Raw genomic sequence first — 22,987 nt, 5'->3', positions numbered from 1 at the left:
AGTCACGCTCAGGACACTCAGGAGGCACCTCATGCGCGGAGCCACCCACGCCAAGTGGGCCGCACTCGCCGTCGCCGTCGCCCTCACGGCCACGGCCTGCGGCGGGGGAGACGACGGCGGAGGTGGTGGCGCCGACGGCATCGTGAGTTCCTCGTGGGGCGACCCGCAGAACCCCCTGGAGCCGGCGAACACCAACGAGGTCCAGGGCGGCAAGGTCCTCTCCATGATCTTCCGCGGTCTCAAACAGTACGACCCGAAGACCGGCGAGGCCCTGAACATGCTCGCCGAGAACATCGAGACGACCGACTCGACCAACTTCACGATCGTCGTGAAGGACGGCTGGACCTTCTCCAACGGCGAGAAAGTGACCGCCAAGTCCTTCGTGGACGCCTGGAACTACGGCGCCCATCTGAAGAACAACCAGAAGAACGCCTCCTTCTTCGGCCAGATCGAGGGCTACGACCAGGTCCACCCCGAGAGCGGCGAGGCCACCGCCGAGACCATGTCCGGCCTCAAGGTCGTCAACGACACGACCTTCACGGTCAAGCTCACCCAGAAGTTCTCGACCTGGCCCGAGACCCTCGGCTACGCCGCCTTCGCCCCGCTGCCCTCGACGTTCTTCAGCGACCACGACGCCTGGCTCTCCAAGCCCGTCGGCAACGGCCCGTACACCGTCGACTCGTACGCCAAGGGCTCCCAGATGGAGCTGAAGCGCTGGGACGGCTACCCCGGCAACGACAAGGCACAGAACGGCGGCGTGACCCTCAAGGTCTACACCGACAACAACACCGCCTACACCGATCTGACGGCCGGCAACCTCGACCTCGTCGACGACGTGCCCGCCTCCCAGCTCAAGAACGTCCAGGCGGACCTCGGCGACCGGTACATCAACACCCCCGCCGGCATCATCCAGACCCTCGGCTTCCCGTTCTACGACCCCGCCTGGAACAAGCCCGGCCAGGAGAAACTCCGCCAGGGCCTGTCCATGGCGATCAACCGCCAGCAGATCACCGAGACGATCTTCCAGAAGACCCGCACCCCCGCCGTCGACTGGACCTCCCCGGTCCTCGGCGAGGAGGGCGGCTTCAGCGAGCTCTGCGGCGACTTCTGCGAGTACAACGCGGACGAGGCCAAGAAGCTGGTCGCAGAGGGCGGCGGCATCCCCGGCGGCACGATGACGATCTCGTACAACGCCGACACCGGCTCCCACAAGGAGTGGGTGGACGCCGTGTGCAACTCCATCAACAACGCGCTCGGCAACAACAGGGCCTGCGTCGGCAACCCGATCGGCACCTTCGCCGACTTCCGCAGCCAGGTCAGCACGCAGAAGATGAAGGGCCCGTTCCGCGCCGGCTGGCAGATGGACTACCCGCTCATCCAGAACTTCCTCCAGCCGCTCTACTACACCAACGCCTCGTCCAACGACGGCAAGTGGAGCAATCAGGACTTCGACAGGCTCGTCAACCAGGCCAACGCCGAGTCCGACACGGCGAAGGCCGTCGAGACCTTCCAGCAGGCCGAGGAAGTCCTGCGGGACGACATGGGCGCCATCCCGCTCTGGTACCAGAACGGCAGCGCCGGCTACTCGGAGCGGATCTCCGACGTGACCCTGAACCCCTTCAGCGTCCCCGTCTACAACGAGATCAAGGTCTCCTGACGCAGGTCGGCTGCGTACGGCCCGGCCCGGCGCTCCCCAGCGCGCCGGGCCGTACGCCTTCCCCACACCCCCGGAGCCCCTCATGGGACGTTATGTGATCCGGCGTCTGCTGCAGATGATCCCGGTCTTCATCGGCGCCACGCTGCTGATCTTCCTGATGGTGAACGTGATGGGCGACCCCATCGCCGGCCTCTGCGGCGACCGTGCCTGCGACCCGGCGACCGCCGCCCAGCTGGAGAAGGAGTTCGGCCTCGACAAGCCCGTCTGGCAGCAATACCTGATCTACATGGGCAACCTCTTCACCGGCGACTTCGGTACGGCCTTCAACGGCCAGCCGGTGACCGAGTTGATGGCCAGCGCCTTCCCCGTCACCATCCGGCTCACCATCGTCGCGATCCTCTTCGAGATCGTCATCGGCATCAGCCTCGGCGTCCTGACGGGCCTGAAGCGCGGCCGTCCCGTCGACACCACCGTGCTGCTGCTGACGCTCGTCGTCCTCTCCGTCCCGACCTTCGTCACCGGTCTGCTGCTCCAGCTGCTGCTCGGCGTGGAGTGGGGCTGGATCAAGCCCGCCGTCTCGTCCGACGCCCCCTTCAACGAGCTGATCGTCCCCGGCCTGGTCCTCGCCTCCGTGTCCCTCGCGTACGTCACCCGGCTCACCCGGACCTCGATCGCCGAGAACAAGCGCGCCGACTACGTCCGAACCGCCGTCGCCAAGGGCCTGCCGCGCCAACGGGTCATCACCCGCCATCTGCTGCGCAACTCGCTCATCCCGGTGGTCACCTTCATCGGCGCCGACATCGGCGCGCTGATGGGCGGAGCCATCGTCACCGAGCGGATCTTCAACATCCATGGCGTCGGCTACCAGCTCTACCAGGGCATCGTCCGCCAGAACACCCAGACCGTCGTCGGCTTCGTGACCGTCCTCGTCATCGTCTTCCTGGTGGCCAACCTGCTCGTCGACCTCCTGTACGCCGTCCTTGACCCGAGGATCCGCTATGCCTGAGCCGCTTGTGCCGTTCGACGACGGCCGTGCGATCGACCACACCGGTGCCGGAGCCCCGAACGATCTCGCGATGGAGGAAGGCGAGTCCCTGGAGAAGACCCCCGGCGGCCCCCTGGGCACAGGCCCCGCAAGCAAACCCCGCTCCCTTTGGTCCGACGCCTGGCACGACCTGCGGCGCAACCCGGTCTTCATCATCTCGGGCCTGATCATCCTCTTCCTGGTGATCATCGCGATCTGGCCCCAGCTGATCGCCGGCGGCGACCCCCTCCAGTGCGATCTCGCCAAGGCGCAGGAAGGCTCCCAGCCCGGCCACCCCTTCGGCTTCAACGGCCAGGGCTGCGATGTGTACACGCGTACGGTGTACGGTGCCAGGGCCTCCGTGCAGGTCGGAGTGTTCGCCACCCTCGGAGTCACCATCCTCGGCGGCGTCCTCGGCGGCCTGGCCGGCTTCTACGGCGGTGGCTGGGACGGGCTCCTCTCCCGGCTCACCGACGTCTTCTTCGCCATCCCGGTCGTCCTCGGCGGTCTGGTCCTGCTGTCGGTCGTCACCAGCACCACCGTCTGGCCCGTCATCGGCTTCATGGTGCTGCTCGGCTGGCCCCAGCTCTCCCGCATCGCCCGCGGCTCGGTCATCACCGCCAAGCAGAACGACTACGTCCAGGCGGCCCGGGCACTCGGCGCCTCCAACTCCCGCCTCCTGCTGCGCCACATCACTCCCAACGCGCTGGCGCCGGTCATCGTCGTCGCGACCATCGCCCTCGGCACGTTCATCTCCCTGGAGGCGACCCTGTCCTTCCTCGGTGTCGGGCTGAAGCCGCCGACCGTCTCCTGGGGCATCGACATCTCCTCGGCCTCGCCGTACATCCGCAACGCCCCGCACATGCTGCTCTGGCCGGCGGGCGCGCTCGCCATCACCGTGCTCGCGTTCATCATGCTCGGCGACGCGGTGCGCGACGCCCTCGACCCGAAGCTGAGGTAGGCGCCCATGCTGCTCGAAGTGCACGACCTGCACGTGGAGTTCCACACCCGGGACGGCGTGGCCAAGGCGGTCAACGGGGTCAGCTACTCGGTCGACGAGGGCGAGACGCTGGCCGTGCTCGGCGAGTCCGGCTCCGGCAAGTCCGTCACCGCCCAGGCCGTCATGGGCATCCTCGACATCCCGCCGGGGAAGATCACCGGCGGTGAGATCCGCTTCCAGGGCCAGGACCTGCTGAAGCTCAAGGAGGACGAGCGGCGCAAGGTCCGCGGCGCGAAGATGGCGATGATCTTCCAGGACGCGCTGTCCTCCCTCAACCCCGTCATCAGCGTCGGCGACCAGCTCGGCGAGATGTTCCAGGTCCACCGGGGGATGTCGCGCAAGGACTCCCGGGCCAAGGCTGTCGAGCTCATGGACCGGGTGCGCATCCCGGCGGCCAAGGAGAGGGTCGGGCAGTACCCCCACCAGTTCTCCGGCGGCATGCGCCAGCGCATCATGATCGCGATGGCGCTCTCCCTCGAACCGGACCTGATCATCGCCGACGAGCCCACCACGGCCCTCGACGTCACCGTCCAGGCCCAGGTGATGGAGCTCCTGGCCGAGCTCCAGCGCGAGCTCAACATGGGCCTCATCCTCATCACCCACGACCTCGGCGTCGTCGCCGACGTCGCCGACAAGATCGCGGTGATGTACGCCGGCCGGATCGTCGAGACCGCCCCCGTCCACGAGATCTACAAGGCACCCGCTCATCCCTACACCCGGGGCCTGCTCGACTCGATCCCGCGGCTGGACCAGAAGGGCCAGGAGCTGTACGCGATCAAGGGCCTCCCCCCGAACCTGCTGGCCATCCCGCCGGGCTGCTCCTTCAACCCGCGCTGCCCGCTGGCCCGGGACCGGTGCCGCGTCGAGGAGCCGCCGCTGTACGAGGTGTCGGAGGAACGCCGCAGCGCGTGTCACTACTGGCAGGAGGCCATCCGTGGCTGAACCGATTCTCGAGGTCCGGGACCTGCACAAGCATTACCCGCTGACCCAGGGCGTCATCTTCAAGAAACAGGTCGGCGCGGTCAAGGCCGTCGACGGCGTCGACTTCGACCTGGCGGCGGGAGAGACCCTGGGCATCGTCGGAGAGTCCGGCTGCGGCAAGTCCACCGTGGCCAAGATGCTGGTCAACCTGGAGAGCCCGACCTCGGGGTCGATCCGCTACAAGGGCGACGACATCACCAAGCTGGCGCCGCGGGCCCTGCGGGCGGTCCGCCGGAACATCCAGATGGTGTTCCAGGACCCGTACACCTCGCTCAACCCGCGCATGACGGTCGGCGACATCATCGGAGAGCCGTACGAGATCCACCCCGAGGTGGCCCCGAAGGGCGACCGGCGGCGCAAGGTCCAGGACCTGCTGGACGTCGTCGGCCTCAACCCGGAGTACATCAACCGCTATCCGCACCAGTTCTCCGGCGGCCAGCGCCAGCGCATCGGCATCGCCCGCGGCCTGGCCCTCCAGCCGGAGATCATCGTCGCCGACGAGCCGGTCTCGGCGCTCGACGTCTCCGTCCAGGCCCAGGTGGTGAACCTCCTGGCGAAGCTCCAGGACGAGTTCTCGCTCAGCTTCGTCTTCATCGCGCACGACCTGTCGATCGTCCGGCACATCTCCGACCGGGTCGGCGTCATGTACCTCGGCCGGATCATCGAGATCGGCACGGACGCGGAGATCTACGACCACCCGACGCACCCCTACACCCAGGCGCTGCTCTCGGCGGTCCCGGTGCCCGACCCGGACGCCCGGGAGCACCGCGAGCGCATCATCCTCAGCGGCGACGTGCCCTCCCCGGCCAACATCCCCTCCGGCTGCCGCTTCCGCACCCGCTGCTGGAAGGCGCAGGAACGGTGCGCGCTGGAGGTCCCCCTGCTGGCCGTTCCGGCGGTCTTCCGGCTGACGGACTCCCCGGCGAAGCACGACTCCGCCTGCCACTTCGCGGAGGAGAAGCAGGTGGTCCCGACGGAGGAGGAGCCGGAGGAGCCGGAGTAAGCGGCTTAACGCGCAGGCAACTTGGCCGACCCCACTCCGATATACGAACACGCCAAGCTCGACAGCGTACGGCCGTGCGGGTGCCGTAGGCCGGCCGGGACGCGCCATGTCGTCCCGGCCGGCCGCCCGCCCCGCTTTCTTTCGGCTCGGTTCACCTCCGGGGCGCCTTGTGCGTGCGTCGACGGTCGATCGTGCTCGATCCCTCGTTCCTCGGGACCTCCGCGCGTTCTCCCTTTCGACGCACGCGCGCCCCTTCGGCTCACTCGCCAGGGCGCCCCGTCCCTCCGGGGGCTGCGCGCGCTCGGGGCTGTTCCCCCGGCGCTCCCCCTACCTTCGGTGGGGGACCCCATTCGGTTCACTCGCCGGACCGGCGTTCGTACGTGACGGGCACACACCCCGCCCGCATATGCGGAACCGCTTGTTTCGGGCGGACGCAACCGTGAGTATCGGCTTCGTGACAGTGACTCGCGCAGCACGTCTCACCGGCGCCGCCCTCTCCGTCGCGCTCGCCCTGACCGCCGCCGTCTGGATCGTCCGGGATCTCGCCGCCACCGGATCGCCCGCCGAACTCGCCTGGTTATGGGCCGGCGATCACCGCTTCCTCCTGCAGAGCCGGACCGCCACCTCCGGGCTCGACCCGCTCCTCCTCCTCGTCCACCTCGCCACCGCCGTCGCCGCCCTCCGCTCCCCGCTCGCCGCCTCCGCCCTCGCCGCCTCCGGGGCCGTCACGCTCGCGCTGCGGATCCCCGGACTCTGGGCCACGTCCGCCGGCACGGCCGCCCTCGTCACCACGCTCGTCGACCTCGCCCTCGCCGCGGCCCTCCTCGTGACCGCCGCCGTCGGCCGCCGGCCCGCCGATTCCACGTACGAGCCCCTCCCGGCCCGCCCGCGCCCCGGACCCGCCGTCGCCGCCGGCGTCCTCCTGCTGGCCGCCGGCCTCGCCTGGACGGCCTGGGAGGTCCACTGGGCGCTCGAGTTCCCCGCCGAGGTCACCGTCGACCGGTACACCGGCGGCCGCTCCCTGCTCGCGCCGCTGCTCGCACCCCCGCCCGGCTGGCTCAGCGCCGTCCTCGTCCTGCTCCTGCTGACCGCCGCCGGCAGCGCGTTCGCCCGGCCCCCGTACTCCCGCCCGCTCGGCCTCGTCGCCGGGGCGCTGCTGTGGGGCGGGGGACTCATGGGCGTCGCCGTGGCCGTACGGTACGAGCTCTTCGCGCGCTTCCCCGACCTCTCCGGCGTCCAGCAACTCACCTTCCTCACCTCGCTGTTCGAGATGCTCGCCGGAGCCGCCGTGCTCGCCGTCCTGGCGGCGCCGGGCGAGCGCCGGGTCGCGCCCGCCCCGCCCGGCACCCCGGCCCTGGCTCCCGCCCCGCCCTCCCCGCGCCCGCCCGGCTGGTGAGCGCCGTGACGCATGCGACCAACGGACCTACGTGACCTACGGGCCTACGTGACCTACGGACCTACGTGACCTACGGGCCTACGTGACCTACGGGGCCAGTCCCAGCGAGCGCCTCAGGAACTCCACCTGGAGCAGGAGCAGGTTCTCCGCCACCTGCTCCTGCGGCGTCATGTGCGTCACGCCCGTCAGCGGCAGCACCTCATGGGGCCGCCCCGCCGCGAGCAGCGCCGAGGACAGCCGCAGCGTATGGGCCATCACCACGTTGTCGTCCGCCAGACCATGGATGATCATCAGCGGCCGCGCCGGGTCCTCCGGCGCCGAGAGACCGTCGTCGGTGACGAGCGAGTTCGCCGCGTACACCTCCGGACCGTCCTGCGGCATCCCCAGATACCGCTCCGTGTAGTGCGTGTCGTACAGCCGGAAGTCGGTCACCGGCGCCCCCGCGATCGCGGCGTGGAACACATCCGGCCGCCGCAGCACCCCGAGCGCGGCGAGATAACCGCCGTACGACCAGCCCCGGATCGCCACCCGCCCCAGATCGAGCGGGAAGTCCTTCGCCAGCGCGTGCAGCGCCTCGATCTGGTCGTCGAGGGTCGGCGTCAGATCGTCCCGGATCGCCTTCTCCCAGGCGGGGGACCGGCCGGGCGCGCCGCGCCCGTCGGCCACGATCACCGCGAAGCCCTGGTCGGCGAACCACTGTGACGTCAGATGCGGGTTGTGCGCGGCGACCACCCGCTGGCCGTGCGGACCGCCGTACGGATCCATCAGGACCGGGAGAAGTCCGTCACCTTCCCCGTACCCCGAGGGGAGCAGGACGGCGCACGGAATCCGCCGTGCGCCCCCCTCCAGGAGGCGCACCCTGGCGGAGAGCACCGGAGTCTCCGCGTGCGAGGCGATCACCGCCACCTGCTCGCCGTCGCGCAGCACCCGCGCGACGCTCCCCGGCGTGTCGGGCCGGGCGGAGGACAGCACGGTCACCGCCCCGCCGCGCACCGCCGAATGCACCCCGACCCCCTCCGAGACCCGCTCCACGCCCAGCTCGTTGACCCGGTAGACATGGATCTCCCCGGTCTCCGGCTCCGCCGCCTCCTCGCCGGCCGACGCCGCCACCAGGACGTCGTTCTCCCCGATGTCGAGGACGCTTCTGAGGTGGAGCGCCCCACCCGTCAGCGCCCGGTCCCCGACCGCAAGGACCCGGGCGCCCCCCTCGTCGGCGATACGGACCAGCCGCCCGTCCGGAGCCCAGGCCGGCACCCCCGGCAGCAGCTCCAGCCACACCGGGTCCTCGTCCACATGCACCGTCCGGGTCGCCCCGGTCGTCGTGTCCACCGCCAGATGCAGCTGAGTCCGCTGGTCACGCGCCTGTACGAGAATCAGCGGAGCCCCGTCCGCCGACCAGTGCACCCGGGCCAGATACGGATACCGCTCCCGGTCCCACGTGACCTCCGTCCGCTCACCAGCCAGATCCACCACGTAGAGCCACACGTCCGCGTTCGGCGTCCCCGCCGCCGGATACGCCACCACCTGCGGCTCGCGGTCCGGATGCGCCGGGTCCGAGATCCACCACCGCCGCACCGCACGGTCGTGCGCCCGCGCCACCAGCAGCCGTTCCGAGTCCGGTGACCACCAGTAGCCCCGGGAGCGCCCCATCTCCTCGGCCGCGACGAACTCCGCGAGACCGTACGTGGTGTGCGCGTCCTCCGGCTCCGCGAGCGCCCGGTCCCCCTCCCCGTCCGCGCCCGTCACCCGCAGCGCGCCCTTCGCCACGTAGGCCACGTGCCGCCCGTCCGGCGACGGCCGCGGGTCGATCACCGGCCCGGGCACCTCGAGCTCCCGCGCGGTCCCGGCCCGCAGCTCCGCCGCGAACAGCCGCCCCGAGAGCGCGAACGCCGCCAACTCCACGGCGCTGTCCACCGCGTAGGCCACGATCCCGCCCGAGCCCTCCCGGCTCCGTTCCCGCCGGGCCCGCTCCTCGGCCGACAACTCCTCGGCCGCGCCCGCGAGCAGCGTCTCCGGGTCGGCCGCGAGCCGCTCCTCGGGCTCGCCCTCGCGGCCTTCGAGATCGAGGACCCAGAGCGCGTGCGAGCGGTCCGTGCCCGAAGCCGAGCGCAGGAACACCACCCGCTCACCGTCGGGGGAGACCGTGAACGCACGGGGGACGCCCAGGGTGAAGCGCTGCGTCCGGGCGTACTGACGAGGGAACGAGAGCGGGAACGACCGCTGTTGCCTGGAGGTCATGCGACCGAACCTAGCGCTGTGCGCCCCCCTGTGCCCCCGTACACCATCAATGCGGAGCCACACATAGTTATGATCCGTAGCGCTAGGTGGGTAGGGGACACCTGACATCTGGCACATGCTCGCCGACCTGACCGTCCGAATATCCAACCGAAGAAGTGTGGAGGTGAACCGCCGTGGCACTCTCGATTTCGGCGGTGGTGCTGCTGGCGATCGTCGTCTTCCTGCTGATCCGGAAATCCGGGCTCAAGGCTGGACATGCGGCGGTCTGCGCGCTCCTGGGCTTCTACCTGGCGAGCTCGTCCATCGCCCCGTCCATCAGCACCCTCACCACGAATGTGGCGGGCATGATCGGCGGCCTCAAGTTCTGACCTGCCGGGCCGACTGTCGGGCCGGCGTCCCGATCCCGGCCCCGCCTCGTAGGGTGGGGCCATGACGGTTCTCCCAGCCCGTCGTCTGCTCCTGGTGCACGCGCACCCGGACGACGAGTCGATCAACAACGGCGCCACGATGGCCAGGTACGCGGCCGAGGGCGCCCAGGTCACCCTGGTGACCTGCACGCTCGGCGAGGAGGGCGAGGTCATCCCGCCCGAGCTCGCCCACCTCGCACCCGACCGGGAGGACCGGCTGGGCGACCATCGCGTCGGCGAGCTCGCCGACGCGATGAAGGAACTCGGCGTCACCGACCACCGCTTCCTCGGCGGCCCCGGCCGCTTCCGCGACTCCGGAATGATGGGAGTCGAGCAGAACCGGCGCGAGAACGCCTTCTGGAACACGGACGTCGACACCGCCGCCCCGTACCTCGTCGAGGTGATCCGCGAGACCCGCCCGCAGGTCCTGGTGACCTACGACCCCGACGGCGGCTACGGCCACCCCGACCACATCCAGGCCCACCGCGTCGCCATGCGCGCCGCGGAGCTGGCGGCGGACGCCTCGTACCGTCCCGAGCTCGGCCCGGCGCACGCGATCGCGAAGATCTACTGGAACCGGGTCCCGCGCCCGGTCGCCGAGGCCGCCTTCGCCCGGCTGCGCGCCGAGGGCGCCGGCTTCCCCGGCATCGCCGACGTCGGCGACGTACCGGGCGTGGTCGAGGAGTCCCTCATCACTGCCGAGATCGACGGCGGCACGGCGTACGCGGCCCGCAAGACCGCCGCGATGCGGGCGCATGCCACACAAATCGCCGTCGAGGGCCCCTTCTTCGCGCTCTCGAACGATCTGGGACAGCCGATCTTCACCACGGAGTACTACCAGTTGGTCAGTGGTACGCCGGGCGCACCGGCGGGCGCGCGCGAGACCGACCTGTTCGCGGGCGTGACCGCATGAGTATCCGGATTGTCTGGTACGCGGTCTTCCTCGTCCTCGGAGCGCTGGTCGGAGCGGCCGGCTCGCTCGCCCAAGCCGCCTGGGTCCCGGGCGGGTTGATCCTCGCGCTGCTCGCCACCGCCGGCGTCTTCTACGGCGGACTGCGGGCCACCGACACACAGCTCGGGATCGCCGCCCCGGGTGTGGGCTGGCTCGTCACGATCGTGCTGCTCAGCCTCGGACGGCCGGAAGGGGACGGGGTCTTCGGTGGCGGGATCGTCGAGATGATCTACATTCTCGGTGGCATGGGCATCGCTGTGATGTGTGCCACGATGTCGCGGCTTCCTCGACCGGCCCCGTGAACAGGCCGACTTGAGTGGAGCTTCGGCGAAGGGTGCCCGGACTTCGGCCGGAATGCCCCTTGCTCGATCCCCGGCCGTCGGGTGCCTGGCGGCGACGGCCAGTATGGTGGTGCGCGCCGCCGAGCCGCCCGGGTACACGAGCACTAGCAAGAGCGGGCGGTGGAGCCAACCGGGAGAACCTGCTTTGAGTCGTGAAACTGGTCGAGAGACTGACAGTTCGTCCTCCGGCGCCCAGGGGCGCGGTGGAGCCGCGTACCCCTCGGGTACACCGCCGTACGGATCCCGCCAGTATCCGTCGCTCCACCCCACGCAGGACACGCACGAGGAGACCGCGCCCGCCGCGCCCGCTCCGCCGCTGCCGGAGGAGCCGAAGACCGAGACCACGCTGACGACGCGGATCCGGATCAACATCCCGGGTTCGCGGCCGATCCCGCCCGTGGTGGTCCGCACGCCGGTCGCGGAAGCGCAGGCGGAGGCGCAGTCGCAGGCCGCCTCGGAGCCCGAGCCGGTGGTGGAGCCGGAGCCCGAGGCGCCGGCCCCGGTGGAGCCCCCGAAGGCGGAGGAGAAGCCGGCCAGCGACTGGTTCGCCCCGCGCAAGCCGGCCACCCCGGCCGCGCCTGCCGCGCCCTCCGGTCCGGCTGGGCCTTCCGCCCCGGCCGCGCCCGCCGCTCCTTCTGCGTCGGCCGCTCCCTCCGCGCTGTCCTCTCTCGATGCGCCCTCGGGCCCCGGTGCTGGTGCTGGTGCCCGTCCCGGTGCCGGTTCCGGTGCCCGTCCTGGCGCCGGTGCGCCCGGGCGTACGCCTCCGGCCGGCGTGAGGCCCCCGTCCAAGGGTGGCCCGGCCCGCGGCTCCGGTTTCGCCGGCCCCGCGACCGGCGCGATCCCGACCGTCGGCGGCGCCTCGATCTCGGCCACCCCCTCCGCCGGCAAGCCGTCGTACCTCGCGACACCGCAGGACGAGCCCACGTACGGCACGCCCGCGGGCGACCCGTTCTACGCGGGCCCCCCGCAGCCCCCGACCGGCCCGACGAGCGGCCCGGTCACCGGCAGCAGCCCCATCGGCTCCCCGGCGGGCGGCGCACCGCGCATGTCCGACGACACCGCCGTCCTCACCCCGCAGCCCCCGGCGCCCGCCGCCCCGGCCTCCGGGCCGCTGTCCCCGTTCGCCCCGGGCGCCTCGTCCGACGGCGGCCGTGGCCACGTCTCCGGTGACACGCTCACCAGCGGCATCCCGGTCGTGCCCCCGGCCCCGGAGCCCGGCTTCTCGGCCCCGGAGGTCATGGGCGGCGCCCCGGCGCCTGCCGCTCCGCGCCCCGCACGTCCTTCCCCCGCCTCGCGCCCCGCCTCCGCCGCCCCGGCGAAGAAGGGCCGCTCCAAGCTCGTCCTCGTCGGTGCGGGCGTGTTCGGCCTCCTCGGTGTCGCCTACGGCGCCGGACTGCTCCTCAACCACTCCGACGTCCCCAAGGGCACGACCGTCCTCGGCGTCGACATCGGCGGCGGTACGAAGGACGAGGCGGTCAACAAGCTGGAGAGCACCCTCGGCAAGCGCGCCCACGCGCCGCTCCAGCTCAGCGTCGGCGGGAAGAAGGTCGAGCTCGCCCCGGACAAGGCGGGCCTCGCCCTCGACAGCCAGGAGACCGTCCGCGCCGCCGCGGGCAGCGACTACAACCCCGTCTCCGTGATCGGCTCACTCTTCGGCGGAGAGCGCGTCGCCGAGCCGAAGCTCCCGGTCGACGAGGAGAAGCTGGCCGTCGCCCTCAGGGACGTCTCCGGCGCGTCCGGCTCGGCCACCGAGGGCACGATCGTCTTCTCCCCGGGCAAGGTCACGGCGGTGGAGGGCAAGCCGGGCAAGGGCCTGGACGTCGGCCGTTCGATGATCTTCGTCAAGGACGCGTTCCGCGCCCAGGTCCAGACGGGCCAGTCGAACGTCGTCGAGCTGCCCGTGGTCACCCGGCAGCCCACGATCACCAAGACGGAGCTCGACCGGGCGATGAAGGAGTTCGCCCAGCCCGCGATGTCGGACCTGATCACGATCAAGGCGGGGACGAAGGAGATCAAGTTCGGCCCGGCGCGGTCCCTGCCGAAGATCCTCTCCATGAAGGCCGTCAACGGCCGCCTGATCGAGGTCTACGACAAGAAGGCGATCGACGAGCTCCTCGACGGCGTCTTCGACGGCATCATGATCACCAAGGGCGACGGCAAGAAGCACCAGGTCTCCGCCGACGACGTCGCCTTCGTGATGCGCGACGCCCTGATGGGCAAGACCCCGGCCGAGCGAACGAAGACCATCGACCTGGACCCGCAGGGCTGACGCTCCGTACGGGGCGAACGAGAGGACCCACCCGGCACGACCGGGTGGGTCTCGTCGCGCATTTAGACCCGGAGCGGAAGTACCGAGTGGCCGCCGGGCAGCACATCCAGATAGGCCTGGATGTCGTCCGGATCCGACGTGGCGACGGCTGCCGCCCCGACTTGCGTGGCAGTGAGCGCCACCAGCCCGTCAAGGGGATCAGGCCGCTTCTTCGAAGGGAGAGAGGCCTCCCCGATGAGCTCGCCCACGCGGCGCCACTCCGCCTCTGTGTAGCAGCAGATGACCGCGCAGTCTTTGAGGGCGCGCGCGAGGTGGGCTTTGCTGGTGCCGCCCCGCCATGCTTGGGCGATGACGGGAGCGGGGACGACGGGCAGTCCGTGCAGGCCGAATTCTCTGTGTCGGGGGGTCGTGAGGCCGGGCCGAGGGGTCGCGAGGGCGATCAGCATGCCCGCGTCGTAGACGACGTCCCCCAGCGTGCTGAGGTCAGGGCAGGTGGGGCATCCGATGTTCACGCGGCGGCACCTCGGCGGCGAGCGGCTGAGAGGGCCCGGGCCGCCGCGATCTCGGCTTCCACGCGCGTGACTTCCGCCGGGTCGAGGTCTTCCACCGGCGGCCACTCCAGCGATTCCGCTTCGGCCTCGGCCGCCGCGATGCGGGCGTCGATCTCGGCGAAGGCGGCGGCCACCTCGGCCAGCCGCTTGGCCTCCTTGCGCCCCGCCATCACGAGGAAGGCGGACACGTCGAGGCCGTTCTCGGCCGCGATCTTGCGGATCAGCTCGGCGTCTTCGGACTTGAGGCTGATGGAGATACGCGTCTTGGCCATGTCATCAACGTAACACGTCGTATTACGCATCGATAGGGGTTCCTTTCCTGAGTGCGGCGCGGGCGAGAGCCGGGCCGAAGGTGGCGGGGGAGGGGTGGTCGAGCGGGCTGGTCGCGGAGCTCTCGCGGCAGGTCTCGCAGATCTCCTCGTCGGCCAGGGGCCGGAACAAGAACGGCTGGGTGTGCCGGCCGCTCTCGCACTCGCGCAGGGTGGCCAACCGGGGCGGCGGTGCGGGCATGGGCGGTGGGGCGACCGGAGGCACCTCGCGCAGGATGTACCGCAGGAGGCCGCCGGGGCGGTGGATGGTGCTGCCCCGCCCTGGCAGGCAACGGGTGATGGCATCCCGTACGGACTCGGCCACGTGCCCCGCCTCGAGCCAGCGGGCCGCGAGACCCGCAAGCTCGGGCAGCATGGCGCGGGGGATGCTCAGCCGGGCGTCGAGGGACGGCAGGGCCTCCACCAGTCGCCGCGCCTCGGGGACCTCGGGCGGGGGAGGGTTGGAGGTGTTCTCCCCGGAGGTCTTCTCTGGATGACGGCCGACGGCCCGTACCGTCGGCTCACCGGCGGCCGGACGGGTGTCCGCCGGAGGTCCGCACCTCAGCGTCGAGGCCTCGGCCGGGCTGAGCGGCACGTTGGAGACAAGCTGCCGGGTGGCCCAGAGTCCGCGTGCGCCCTGCTCGCGCCACTCGTGGAGATAGCCGGCGGCCTTCAACTGCCCCTTGGCGCGCAGGAAGGCGACCTTGCGGATGCCCGCCCGTTCGGCGGTCTTGGAGAGCGGCTCGTCGACCCCGTCGGGGAGGGAGAGCTGCCAGCAGAGGAGCCGTACGGCGTCCGCGTTGAGGTCCGGGTGGCGCAGGATCTCGTGGGGGATCTGGGTGAAGCGCCGCGCAGGCGCGATAACATGCCGAAGCATTCCGGGTGCTCCTTGCTAAGCACTCGAAGTGAAGGCCCTCGCTGCTGGCTGCAACCAGCTCGGGGGCCGCTTTGCGCTCACCGTACCGCAACCTCCGTGACCGGCCCGTCACTTGATGTGATGAAGCAGCGGGTGCAACGGCACGGCGGCCAGCGCAGAACCGATTCGACCGGCACTTCTCCCCGCCGGGGCGTAAATCTCCTGGTCCCGGACCAGGTCCGGCCCCCGTCCCGGGAGACGCGGAGCGTCATCACCACTCGCCCCCGTACCGCAGCTGCTTCGCCCGGAGCCAGTCCTGGATCTCCTGGGCCTCGACGGGCGAGGCGGCCCGCAGGTCCTCGGCCCGGATCGTCGCGACGAAGTGCGTGAACCGCACGCGCCGATGGGCGCCGTCCACTCCGATGACCTTGCCGGGGCCGTAGACGTCGGTGCCGCGGTGGGCGACGTACGCGCCCGGGGCGTGGGGGCTTTCCATCATGCGCCTTTCGCTCTGTGTGTGGGTCCGGTCACACAGTGGCGTGGTCGGCGTTACGCTCGATAGGGGGCTTTGCGTGACAACGCGACCAGCACATGGGGGTGTTGACCATGGCGATCGAGGACAACCCGGAGTCCCGCCGCAAGTACGGCGAGGAACTGAAGCGGCGGCGGGAGGCGGCGGGCCTGACGCAGGAGAGGCTGAGCGAACTGACGATCATCAGCCGAACCCACCTGGCCCACATGGAGGCGGGGAGACGACGCCCGGACGTGGCGGACGCGAGGCGGCTGGACCGGGTGTTGGAGGCGGGGGGTTTCTTCGAGCGGTTCCTGCCGACGCTGGACGGGAAGGCGGTGGCGGAGCACTTCGCGGAGGCGCTGGAGTTCGAGGGCCAGGCGACGGTGATTCGCGTGTACGGCCAGACGCTGATCCCCGGCATCCTCCAGACCCGGGCGTATGCCGAGGACGTGCTCAGCACGGGACCCGAACCACAGAGCGACGAGGAGCGTGACAAGCTCCTGGTCACAAGGCTTGAGCGAGCGCGCATCCTGGAGAACTTCGACTCTCCGATGGTCTGGACGATCCTGGACGAGGCCGTAATCCGAAGGAACATCGGCGGGCCGGCGGTAATGTGCGAGCAACTGCGGCACATCGTGCGGTTGGCGGAGCGGCGCCGTATCCGCGTGCACGTCCTGCCGTTCAGCGCGGGCGCTCACGCCCTGCTGGAGGGCTTCGTCTCGCTCATGTGGTTCGAGGACCAGCCCCCGATCGCGTACGTGGAAGGGCTCAACAGCGGCCGCGTCTGGGAGAATCCGGCCATGGTTCGCGAATGCCAGCTGGACTACGATCACGCTCTGGGTGACGCGCTCTCCCATAGCGAGTCGCTAGCTCTGATCAGGACTGTCGCGGAGGAATACGAGCATGCAGCACGGTAATTACGCCAACGCCTGGCGCAAGTCCTCGTACAGCGGCGGCGACAGCGGCAACTGCCTCGAAGTGAACGAGGCGTACGCCACCTGGCGCAAGTCCTCCTACAGCGGCGGCAGCAGCGGCGACTGCCTCGAAGTGAACGACGCCTGCACCGCCTGCGTCCCCGTCCGCGACAGCAAGAACCCCACCGGCCCCGCCGTCGTCTTCGCCACCACCGCCTGGGCGGCGTTCGTCGACGGGGTGAAGGGATCACTCGGGCATCGCTGACACGGCGGTCTTGGCGATCGTCCTGGCCTCCTGTTCGCAGGCTCCGTAGGGGTGCCGGTCGCCGGTCAGCATGACCCAGACCACGAGGTTGCCGTCGCGGACGTTCAGGGAGCAGTACCTGTCCGAGGCGGACGCGTCCCAGTGCGCCTCGTCGCCGAAGTCGAGACTCTCGTCTCGGCGGCCCGGGGAGGCCTCCTTGTCGAAGGCCTCGTCCTGGCGTTCCGTCGCGTTCCCGTTCGTGTCGGCGGTCCGTCGCAGGGTCCATCGGACGACCGCGTGCGGGGTGACTGCCCAGTTCGCCACGACATCTTCCTCGTACCAGGAGCAGCGGGTCACCGTGACAGGGCCGTTCTGCACGTTGATGTCCTCGCTCTTCAGCCGGTCCGGCAGGGGAAGCTTCGGGGCCGCGTCCTCGCAGACCGGCACCTTCGCGTACTTGTCGGGCGGACCCTCGTTCCGGAGCATCAGATACGTGCCGACTCCCGCACCTGCCAGGGCGAGCGCACCTGTGGCGACGAGGGCCACGAGCCTGCCGTGCCTTCGATGAGGGCGGGAGGGTGCAGGCGCGGGTGAATGGGCCGTCGCCGTGACGGTCTCGGCGTCCGGGGCGGGTACCGGTTCGGGTTCGGGCGGCGACGGGGTGGACGTACGCTCCTGGGCCACGCTTTCGTCGCCACCCCCGCCCAGCACTGCTTCCAGGCGGTCCTTCTGGTCGGCGATCAGCCGGTGGACCACGGGCGGCCACGGCCGGGCCGCAGGAGAGACCGGGCCCAGCAGGCCGTGGAGCTCGGTCAGGGTCGGTCGGGCCGTCGGGTCCTTGGCGAGGCACCGGGCCACGATCTCGCGCAGTTCCTCCGGCACCTTGTCGAGGTCGGGCTCGGCATGGACGACGTTGGAGAGCGTCTTGAAGACCGAGTCGGCGGCGAACGGCGCGCGGCCGGTCGCCGCGAGGGCGAGGACCGAGCCGAGCGAGAACACATCGCTCGCCGGGGTGAGTTCCGCGCTTTCGGCCTGCTCGGGCGACATGAACGGAGGTGAGCCGATCACCCAGCCGGTCTGTGTCAGCGCGGTCGCCCCCAGGGGCTCCGCCGCCCGGGCGATGCCGAAGTCGATCACGCGGACGCCGTCCTCGGCGAGCAGGACGTTCTCCGGTTTGAGGTCGCGGTGGATGAGGCCCGCCCGGTGGATCTCGTGCAGCGCCGTCACCAGCCCCACCGCCAGTCGGCGCACGGTCTCCGCCGGCAGCGCCCCGGTGGCCTCCACCGCCGCGCCCAGCGAGGGGCCGGCGACGAACACCGAGGCCAGCCAGGGGAGATCGGCGTCCGCGTCGGCGTCCATCACGGCGGCCGTATAGGCGCCCGAGACCTTGCCCGAGGCGGCGACCTCGCGTCGGAACCGGGTTCGGAAGCCGTCCTCGGCGGCGAACCGGTGGTGCACCTGCTTGACGGCGGCGAGGCGTCCGTCAGGAGCCGCGCCGAGAAACACCCGCCCCATGCCGCCACTGCCGAGCTCGGTGAGCAGACGGTACGGCCCGGCTTCCGTCGGCATGGATGCATCGAGCGGCCTCATACCGGGTCCCCCTCGTTCTCCCCTGAACGCGGACGATCTTATGGCCCGTGCCCCTCCGACGGCCGGCCAACCCCCCATCATCCCCCGCTGGTTCCGGGTCGGAACGGTTCGACGGGGGAGCCAGGGTCTCGGGGCGCGTGGTGCTCGTGGGTTTCTGGTTCGGCCGGTTGGGGGGCGTGGCCGCCGGGACGGCCGGGGATCGCTGCCCTGTGTGGGCGGGGTGCGGGTGTGTGGGTGGGGGCCGGGAATTCGGGTCCGGCCGGCCCCGCGTCCGCCTTGATCGCGTGCGGGCTGACAAGGCGTACGCCTCCCGGAAGAACCGGGCATGCCTGCGCCGCCGGGGGATCCGCTGCACCATCCCGGACAAGGCAGACCAGGCGCGCAACCGTCAGAAGCTCGGCTCGCGCGGCGGTCGGTCTCCGCATTTCGACTCGGTGGACTCTCGCGAGCGTCATGCGGTCGAGTGCGGGATCAACCGCCTCAAGAGGAACCGCGCTGTCGCCACCCGGTACGACAACTCGCGGTCCGCTACGAGACGACCGTGGTGGTCGCGGCCATCAACGAATGGCTGTGACCGCCACGTGGCCACATCTCAAGCCCACACCGCTTTGACCACGGCGTGGCCTGCCGAAGCCGCCTGCCCGTAGAACTCTTGGAGGTCCCTGTGGTGGTCGAGGTATTCCTCCCTGGTCCCGCCAAGGACACTGAACCTGGCACCGACAACGTTCCACAGCGCGTCGAAAGAGACAGTCGTAAGAAAACGCGCGGCCTGTGACACCCCCGGCGGCTCCAGAAGCATCAGCGGAGGATCGGAGGGGTCGGCGCCGGCGCTGTGGGGCACGGGGCGGCCGCCGTAGATCGGCAGATTCCAAGGCTCGTCGGCGTCTGCATAGCGCGCATCGGCTACAGAGTAGAGGTCGCTGACAGCGTCCCAGCCCTTGTTGATCGAGTGCGCGATGCCCGCTTCGTACTCGGCGATGTCGTTTTCCCAAGCCTCAGACATGAACGCGGCCAGCCAGGCGTGGTCGTCCCGGATCTCGGACTCAGCCACGGCACGAAAGTGCAGGTAGATGCTCACTACGACGAATCCCTCAGCTCGACGACCCACCTGTCGGGGCGAACGGGCAGAACCTACTTGAGGGCACTGACAACCACGTGTCGCCGATAGCGGCTTGCGCCATCCGGCAGGTCTTTCCCTTCACGGCCTAGTTCAGCAGCGCCCGCGCGGCCTGCGCCCTGTTCCTGATCGACGCCGCCGCGCTCGGTTCGACCGCGTCCACGACCGTGGCGTACGCCTCCATCTCCGCCGCCCCCGCCAGGAACTCGCCCCGCTGCACCAGCAGCTCGGCGTGTTCGTAGCGCAGCCGCGCCGGGTGGGAGGGGAGCAGGAGGGAGAGTTCCACCGCCCACAGCGCGACCTCCGAGCGCTCCGGCCGGGGCGCGGCCCAGGCGCGGATGTTGTTCAGGATGCGCAGCACGATGTCCAGGGGGTCCGTCGGGCGGAGCATCGACGGCTCCAGGGGCTCGCCCGTCGCGCCCGCCACCAGCAGTTCCGCGTCCATGCCCGTCATCGCCCGGCCGCCCGCGAAGGGGTCCGCCAGGACCTGGTCCGCCGGGTCGCCGAAGCCGACCACGAAGTGGCCCGGGAGGCCGAGCCCGTACACCGGCGCACCCGCCCGGCGGGCCACCTCCATCCAGACCACCGAGAGGAGGATCGGCAGGCCGCGGCGGCGCCGCAGGACCTCGTGGAGCAGGGAGGACTCCAGGCGCTGGTAGTCGGCCGGGACACCCTGGAAGCCGTACCGTCCGCCGAGCAGCCGCGCCAGGGCCGCAACCCAGCCCGCCGGGTCCCGCACGCCGTACGGGAGCTCGCCTGCCAGCCGGTCCAGCTCGATCTCCGCCGCGTCGAGATCGGCCTCGGTCACGTCCGGGTCCGCCTCGGCGCCGATCAGCAGACAGAGCCGCGCGAGGTCCGGACGTCGCGAGCGGGCCTCGTTCGCGAACTCCCGCCGCCAGTCGGTCACGCTGGTCACGTCGGTCACGCCTCCGCCGCTCGGTAGTGGTGGTAGTGGTGATGGACCGCGAAGCCCATGCCCTCGTACAGCGCCCGGGCCCCGGCGTTGTCCGTCTCGACCTGGAGCCAGGCCGCCGAGGCGCCCTCGTCCAGGGCCTGCCGGGCGAGCGCCGTCATGACGGCCGTGGCCAGGCCCTGGCGCCGGTACGCGGGGTCGACCTCCACCGCCATGAATCCGGCCCAGCGACCGTCCACCACACAGCGTCCGATCGCCGCCGGTACCTCTCCGGTGCCCGGTACGGACGCGAACCACACACTCGGACCGCTGGAGAGGACGCTCAGCACATGGGGGCCGGGCACATCGGAGCGGTTGTAGAGGTGGAGCCAGGACGCGTCCGGGGACCGGGATAGCCGGACGGTGGAGATGTCCGCGTCGAGGTCGGCGATCGGGGCGAGGCCGGCGATCCGTACCTCCGCCGAGACCTCCCGACGCCAGCCGTGCCGCTCCAGCTCCGCGCAGAGCAGCTCCTGCGTGCCCTCGGCGCCGGTCGCGGCCTGGACGTACGCGGGAAGGCCGCGGGCCGCGTACCAGGCCCGTACCCGCTCAAGGGCCTCGTCCAGCGGCACGCCCGGGTCTCCGAGGGGAAGGACGGAGTTGGCCCGGCGCGTGAACCCCGCCGCCGCCCGCAGCGTCCACGCTCCGAGCGCCTCGCTCTCCACCGGCTCCCACGCGCGCGCGGTGACCCGCGCCAGCTCCTCGAAGGAGGCCGCCGGGCCGCGCCTGCGGGCCGGGGCGGCGGGCACGACCTTGCCCGCGACCAGGGCGGATTCCGCGATCCGGACACGTTCACCGGTCCGGCGTGTGATCAGCAGCACACCTTCGTCCCAGGATGTGAGAACGCCGACCGCGTCGGTGAACTTCGCGCCGGGGGCAGCCACGTCCGTCACGTACCGAACTGAGACACGTTTTCCCACGTCAGCGCGGGTAATACGTACGTCAAGGCGCCCTCCAGCGGTGAATTCCACAGCTTCTCCGCCCCTCCTGTTCGGATCGTCCCCAAGAACGGAGATACTAGGGGCGGGCATCGACGACGCCGCGCTCCCGCGCAGACCAGCCCTACCGAGGAGGAACGACAGCGTGACCTACGTCATCGCGCAGCCTTGTGTCGACGTCAAGGACAAGGCTTGCATCGAGGAGTGCCCCGTCGACTGCATCTACGAGGGCTCCCGGTCCTTGTACATCCACCCGGACGAATGCGTCGACTGTGGTGCTTGTGAGCCGGTGTGCCCGGTCGAGGCCATCTTCTACGAGGACGACACCCCGGAGGAGTGGAAGGACTACTACAAGGCGAACGTCGAGTTCTTCGACGAGCTCGGTTCGCCCGGTGGTGCCTCCAAGCTCGGCCTGATCGAGCGCGACCACCCCTTCATCGCCGCTCTGCCGCCGCAGAACGGCTGATCAACCCGCCCTCGGTCCCGTACGGCCTCGCCCGCTGTACGGGACCGACGCGTTTCCCGTACGTACGAGGAAGTGAGCCAACTCGTGAGCGCAGTCTCGGGCGCCGTCTCTTCGCGCCTGCCCGTCTTCCCCTGGGACAAGCTGGAGCCGTACAAGAAGACGGCGGCCGCCCACCCGGACGGCATCGTGGACCTGTCCGTGGGCACGCCGGTCGACCCGGTGCCGGAGCTGATCCAGCGGGCGCTGGTCGCGGCGGCCGACTCCCCGGGCTATCCCACGGTGTGGGGCACCACCGAGCTGCGGGACGCGCTGACGGGCTGGTGCGAGCGGCGCCTGGGCGCGGTCGGTTTCACGCACCGGAACGTGCTGCCGGTCGTCGGCTCCAAGGAGCTGGTGGCCTGGCTGCCGACCCAGCTGGGGCTCGGGGCCGGGGACAAGGTCGCCTACCCGCGGCTCGCCTACCCGACGTACGAGGTCGGCGCGCGGCTCTGCGGCGCCGAGCCCGTCGTCTACGACGACCCCACCGAGCTCGACCCGGCCGGTCTGAAGCTGCTCTGGCTCAACTCGCCGTCCAACCCGACCGGCAAGGTCCTCGGCAAGGACGAGCTGGTCCGGATCGTGGCCTGGGCGCGTGAGCACGGCGTGCTGGTCTTCTCCGACGAGTGCTACCTGGAGCTTGGCTGGGAGGCCGACCCGGTCTCCGTCCTGCACCCGGATGTCTGCGGCGGCTCGTACGAGGGAATCGTCGCCGTCCACTCGCTCTCCAAGCGCTCCAACCTGGCCGGCTACCGCGCCGCGTTCATCGCGGGCGACGCGGCCGTCCTCGGGGAGCTGCTGCAGATCCGCAAGCACGGCGGGATGATGACGGCCGCGCCGGTGCAGGCGGCGACGGTGGCGGCGCTCGGCGACGACGCGCACGTGGCCGAGCAGCGCGAGCGGTACGCGGCCCGGCGGGCGGCCCTGCGGACCGCCCTGGAGGCGCACGGCTTCCGGATCGAGCACAGCGAGGCGAGCCTCTACCTGTGGGCGACCCGGGACGAGCCGTGCTGGGAGACGGTGGCGTACCTGGCCGAGAAGGGCATCCTGGTCGCGCCCGGCGACTTCTACGGGGCGGCGGGGGAGCGGTTCATCCGCGTGGCCTTCACCGCGACCGACGAGCGCGTCGAGGCGGCGGTCAAGCGCCTGGGCTGAGCAGCCGCGTGTGTGTACGCGAAGGGGCCCGGGGAGCACATGCTCCCCGGGCCCCTTCGCGTACGTGTGACCGGTGGG

Annotated in this window: 23 protein-coding genes and 1 pseudogene; 15 read left to right on the top strand and 9 right to left on the bottom strand. The window is 70.9% G+C overall.

Annotation, left to right across the window (positions count from 1 at the left end; genetic code table 11):
- Positions 1-31: 31 nt before the first annotated feature.
- The 6 genes from FDM97_RS29510 to FDM97_RS29485 all read left to right on the top strand — a co-directional run bounded on the left by FDM97_RS29510 (position 32) and on the right by FDM97_RS29485 (position 7,061).
- Entirely contained in the window at positions 32-1,657 is a 1,626-nt protein-coding gene (locus FDM97_RS29510) for a peptide ABC transporter substrate-binding protein (protein WP_137993535.1), read from the top strand.
- 82 nt (positions 1,658-1,739) lie between these two features.
- Positions 1,740-2,663, top strand: a complete 924-nt coding sequence (locus FDM97_RS29505; protein ID WP_137993534.1) for an ABC transporter permease — start codon at positions 1,740-1,742, stop codon at positions 2,661-2,663.
- Positions 2,656-3,642: an ABC transporter permease gene (locus FDM97_RS29500; RefSeq protein ID WP_137993533.1), complete on the top strand. Its 987-nt coding sequence runs from the start codon at positions 2,656-2,658 to the stop codon at positions 3,640-3,642. Before FDM97_RS29505 ends, FDM97_RS29500 begins: the two co-directional genes overlap by 8 nt.
- A 6-nt stretch (positions 3,643-3,648) precedes the next feature.
- Positions 3,649-4,623 (top strand): ABC transporter ATP-binding protein, encoded by a 975-nt coding sequence (locus tag FDM97_RS29495; RefSeq protein ID WP_137993532.1) that lies wholly within the window; start codon positions 3,649-3,651, stop codon positions 4,621-4,623.
- Positions 4,616-5,665, top strand: coding sequence for an ABC transporter ATP-binding protein (locus tag FDM97_RS29490; protein ID WP_137993531.1), 1,050 nt, complete (start codon positions 4,616-4,618; stop codon positions 5,663-5,665). The genes FDM97_RS29495 and FDM97_RS29490 overlap by 8 nt, the downstream gene beginning before the upstream one ends.
- 454 nt (positions 5,666-6,119) lie before the next feature.
- Positions 6,120-7,061 (top strand): hypothetical protein, encoded by a 942-nt coding sequence (locus FDM97_RS29485; RefSeq protein ID WP_254705796.1) that lies wholly within the window; start codon positions 6,120-6,122, stop codon positions 7,059-7,061.
- Between the two features lie 87 nt (positions 7,062-7,148).
- Here FDM97_RS29485 and FDM97_RS29480 read toward each other — a convergent pair whose 3' ends face one another.
- Positions 7,149-9,299 carry a prolyl oligopeptidase family serine peptidase gene (locus FDM97_RS29480; protein WP_137993530.1) on the bottom strand — a complete coding sequence of 717 codons (2,151 nt, stop codon included), beginning with the start codon at positions 9,297-9,299 and terminating at the stop codon, positions 7,149-7,151.
- A 173-nt stretch (positions 9,300-9,472) separates the two neighbouring features.
- Here FDM97_RS29480 and FDM97_RS29475 point away from each other — a divergent pair, with 173 nt between their 5' ends.
- The 4 genes from FDM97_RS29475 (at position 9,473) to FDM97_RS29460 (ending at position 13,268) form a co-directional block, all read left to right on the top strand.
- Positions 9,473-9,667 (top strand): hypothetical protein, encoded by a 195-nt coding sequence (locus FDM97_RS29475; protein WP_137993529.1) that lies wholly within the window; start codon positions 9,473-9,475, stop codon positions 9,665-9,667.
- 61 nt (positions 9,668-9,728) lie between these two features.
- The gene (gene mshB / locus FDM97_RS29470; protein WP_137993528.1) at positions 9,729-10,619 is read left to right on the top strand and encodes an N-acetyl-1-D-myo-inositol-2-amino-2-deoxy-alpha-D-glucopyranoside deacetylase; all 891 of its coding nucleotides are present in this window, start codon (positions 9,729-9,731) and stop codon (positions 10,617-10,619) included.
- On the top strand, positions 10,616-10,960 hold the full coding sequence (locus FDM97_RS29465; RefSeq protein WP_137993527.1) for a DUF6113 family protein: 345 nt from the start codon (positions 10,616-10,618) through the stop codon (positions 10,958-10,960). Before mshB ends, FDM97_RS29465 begins: the two co-directional genes overlap by 4 nt.
- A gap of 184 nt (positions 10,961-11,144) precedes the next feature.
- Complete coding sequence (locus FDM97_RS29460) at positions 11,145-13,268, top strand: hypothetical protein (protein WP_175439274.1); 2,124 nt, start codon at positions 11,145-11,147, stop codon at positions 13,266-13,268.
- Positions 13,269-13,330: 62 nt separating this feature from the next.
- Here FDM97_RS29460 and FDM97_RS29455 read toward each other — a convergent pair whose 3' ends face one another.
- The 4 genes from FDM97_RS29455 to FDM97_RS29440 all read right to left on the bottom strand — a co-directional run bounded on the left by FDM97_RS29455 (position 13,331) and on the right by FDM97_RS29440 (position 15,482).
- Positions 13,331-13,780, bottom strand: coding sequence for a hypothetical protein (locus tag FDM97_RS29455; RefSeq protein ID WP_254705795.1), 450 nt, complete (start codon positions 13,778-13,780; stop codon positions 13,331-13,333).
- Positions 13,777-14,091 carry a hypothetical protein gene (locus FDM97_RS29450; RefSeq protein WP_137993526.1) on the bottom strand — a complete coding sequence of 105 codons (315 nt, stop codon included), beginning with the start codon at positions 14,089-14,091 and terminating at the stop codon, positions 13,777-13,779. The genes FDM97_RS29455 and FDM97_RS29450 overlap by 4 nt, the downstream gene beginning before the upstream one ends.
- Positions 14,092-14,113: 22 nt before the next feature.
- Entirely contained in the window at positions 14,114-15,004 is an 891-nt protein-coding gene (locus FDM97_RS29445) for a hypothetical protein (protein ID WP_175439273.1), read from the bottom strand.
- Positions 15,005-15,254: 250 nt separating this feature from the next.
- On the bottom strand, positions 15,255-15,482 hold the full coding sequence (locus tag FDM97_RS29440) for a hypothetical protein (protein ID WP_254705794.1): 228 nt from the start codon (positions 15,480-15,482) through the stop codon (positions 15,255-15,257).
- Between the two features lie 107 nt (positions 15,483-15,589).
- Here FDM97_RS29440 and FDM97_RS29435 point away from each other — a divergent pair, with 107 nt between their 5' ends.
- A complete protein-coding gene (locus FDM97_RS29435) occupies positions 15,590-16,414 on the top strand; it encodes a helix-turn-helix domain-containing protein (RefSeq protein ID WP_137993525.1) in 825 nt (274 codons plus the stop codon).
- Complete coding sequence (locus FDM97_RS29430) at positions 16,401-16,676, top strand: DUF397 domain-containing protein (protein ID WP_137993524.1); 276 nt, start codon at positions 16,401-16,403, stop codon at positions 16,674-16,676. The genes FDM97_RS29435 and FDM97_RS29430 overlap by 14 nt, the downstream gene beginning before the upstream one ends.
- Here the strand turns inward: FDM97_RS29430 and FDM97_RS29425 are convergent.
- Positions 16,659-18,224 carry a serine/threonine-protein kinase gene (locus tag FDM97_RS29425; protein WP_254705793.1) on the bottom strand — a complete coding sequence of 522 codons (1,566 nt, stop codon included), beginning with the start codon at positions 18,222-18,224 and terminating at the stop codon, positions 16,659-16,661. The genes FDM97_RS29430 and FDM97_RS29425 overlap by 18 nt on opposite strands.
- A gap of 272 nt (positions 18,225-18,496) precedes the next feature.
- On the opposite strand from FDM97_RS29425, the pseudogene FDM97_RS37155 reads away from it, so the two are divergent.
- Positions 18,497-18,819 (top strand): annotated as a pseudogene (locus tag FDM97_RS37155) (transposase); the annotation flags it as partial.
- A gap of 18 nt (positions 18,820-18,837) precedes the next feature.
- Here FDM97_RS37155 and FDM97_RS29415 read toward each other — a convergent pair.
- From FDM97_RS29415 to FDM97_RS29405, 3 genes are all read right to left on the bottom strand, one after another.
- On the bottom strand, positions 18,838-19,323 hold the full coding sequence (locus tag FDM97_RS29415) for a DUF1877 family protein (RefSeq protein WP_137993522.1): 486 nt from the start codon (positions 19,321-19,323) through the stop codon (positions 18,838-18,840).
- 127 nt (positions 19,324-19,450) lie between these two features.
- Positions 19,451-20,287 carry a transglutaminase family protein gene (locus FDM97_RS29410; protein WP_137993521.1) on the bottom strand — a complete coding sequence of 279 codons (837 nt, stop codon included), beginning with the start codon at positions 20,285-20,287 and terminating at the stop codon, positions 19,451-19,453.
- Positions 20,284-21,285 (bottom strand): GNAT family N-acetyltransferase, encoded by a 1,002-nt coding sequence (locus tag FDM97_RS29405; protein WP_137993520.1) that lies wholly within the window; start codon positions 21,283-21,285, stop codon positions 20,284-20,286. The genes FDM97_RS29410 and FDM97_RS29405 overlap by 4 nt, the downstream gene beginning before the upstream one ends.
- Before the next feature lie 112 nt (positions 21,286-21,397).
- On the opposite strand from FDM97_RS29405, the gene fdxA reads away from it, so the two are divergent.
- Both fdxA and FDM97_RS29395 read left to right on the top strand, forming a co-directional pair.
- The gene (fdxA, locus tag FDM97_RS29400) at positions 21,398-21,718 is read left to right on the top strand and encodes a ferredoxin (protein WP_003985062.1); all 321 of its coding nucleotides are present in this window, start codon (positions 21,398-21,400) and stop codon (positions 21,716-21,718) included.
- 84 nt (positions 21,719-21,802) lie between these two features.
- Positions 21,803-22,909: a bifunctional succinyldiaminopimelate transaminase/glutamate-prephenate aminotransferase gene (locus FDM97_RS29395; RefSeq protein WP_137993519.1), complete on the top strand. Its 1,107-nt coding sequence runs from the start codon at positions 21,803-21,805 to the stop codon at positions 22,907-22,909.
- The last annotated feature ends 78 nt before the right edge of the window (positions 22,910-22,987 follow it).

The sequence above is a fragment of the Streptomyces vilmorinianum genome, assembly GCF_005517195.1.
In the GTDB taxonomy this organism is placed as follows: domain Bacteria; phylum Actinomycetota; class Actinomycetes; order Streptomycetales; family Streptomycetaceae; genus Streptomyces; species Streptomyces vilmorinianum.
This window is presented reverse-complemented; position numbering and strand designations above follow the sequence as displayed.

Excerpts from the sequence above, each read along its gene's own strand:
- FDM97_RS29510 (WP_137993535.1), top strand. The coding sequence starts at position 32 with ATGCGCGGAGCCACCCACGCCAAGTGGGCCGCACTCGCCGTCGCCGTC.
- FDM97_RS29505 (WP_137993534.1), top strand. The coding sequence starts at position 1,740 with ATGGGACGTTATGTGATCCGGCGTCTGCTGCAGATGATCCCGGTCTTC.
- FDM97_RS29430 (WP_137993524.1), top strand. The coding sequence starts at position 16,401 with ATGCAGCACGGTAATTACGCCAACGCCTGGCGCAAGTCCTCGTACAGC.
- FDM97_RS29450 (WP_137993526.1), bottom strand. The coding sequence starts at position 14,091 with ATGGCCAAGACGCGTATCTCCATCAGCCTCAAGTCCGAAGACGCCGAG.
- FDM97_RS29445 (WP_175439273.1), bottom strand. The coding sequence starts at position 15,004 with ATGCTTCGGCATGTTATCGCGCCTGCGCGGCGCTTCACCCAGATCCCC.
- FDM97_RS29495 (WP_137993532.1), top strand. The coding sequence starts at position 3,649 with ATGCTGCTCGAAGTGCACGACCTGCACGTGGAGTTCCACACCCGGGAC.
- FDM97_RS29425 (WP_254705793.1), bottom strand. The coding sequence starts at position 18,224 with ATGCCGACGGAAGCCGGGCCGTACCGTCTGCTCACCGAGCTCGGCAGT.
- FDM97_RS29465 (WP_137993527.1), top strand. The coding sequence starts at position 10,616 with ATGAGTATCCGGATTGTCTGGTACGCGGTCTTCCTCGTCCTCGGAGCG.
- mshB (WP_137993528.1), top strand. The coding sequence starts at position 9,729 with ATGACGGTTCTCCCAGCCCGTCGTCTGCTCCTGGTGCACGCGCACCCG.
- FDM97_RS29480 (WP_137993530.1), bottom strand. The coding sequence starts at position 9,299 with ATGACCTCCAGGCAACAGCGGTCGTTCCCGCTCTCGTTCCCTCGTCAG.
- FDM97_RS29440 (WP_254705794.1), bottom strand. The coding sequence starts at position 15,482 with ATGATGGAAAGCCCCCACGCCCCGGGCGCGTACGTCGCCCACCGCGGC.
- FDM97_RS29435 (WP_137993525.1), top strand. The coding sequence starts at position 15,590 with ATGGCGATCGAGGACAACCCGGAGTCCCGCCGCAAGTACGGCGAGGAA.
- FDM97_RS29500 (WP_137993533.1), top strand. The coding sequence starts at position 2,656 with ATGCCTGAGCCGCTTGTGCCGTTCGACGACGGCCGTGCGATCGACCAC.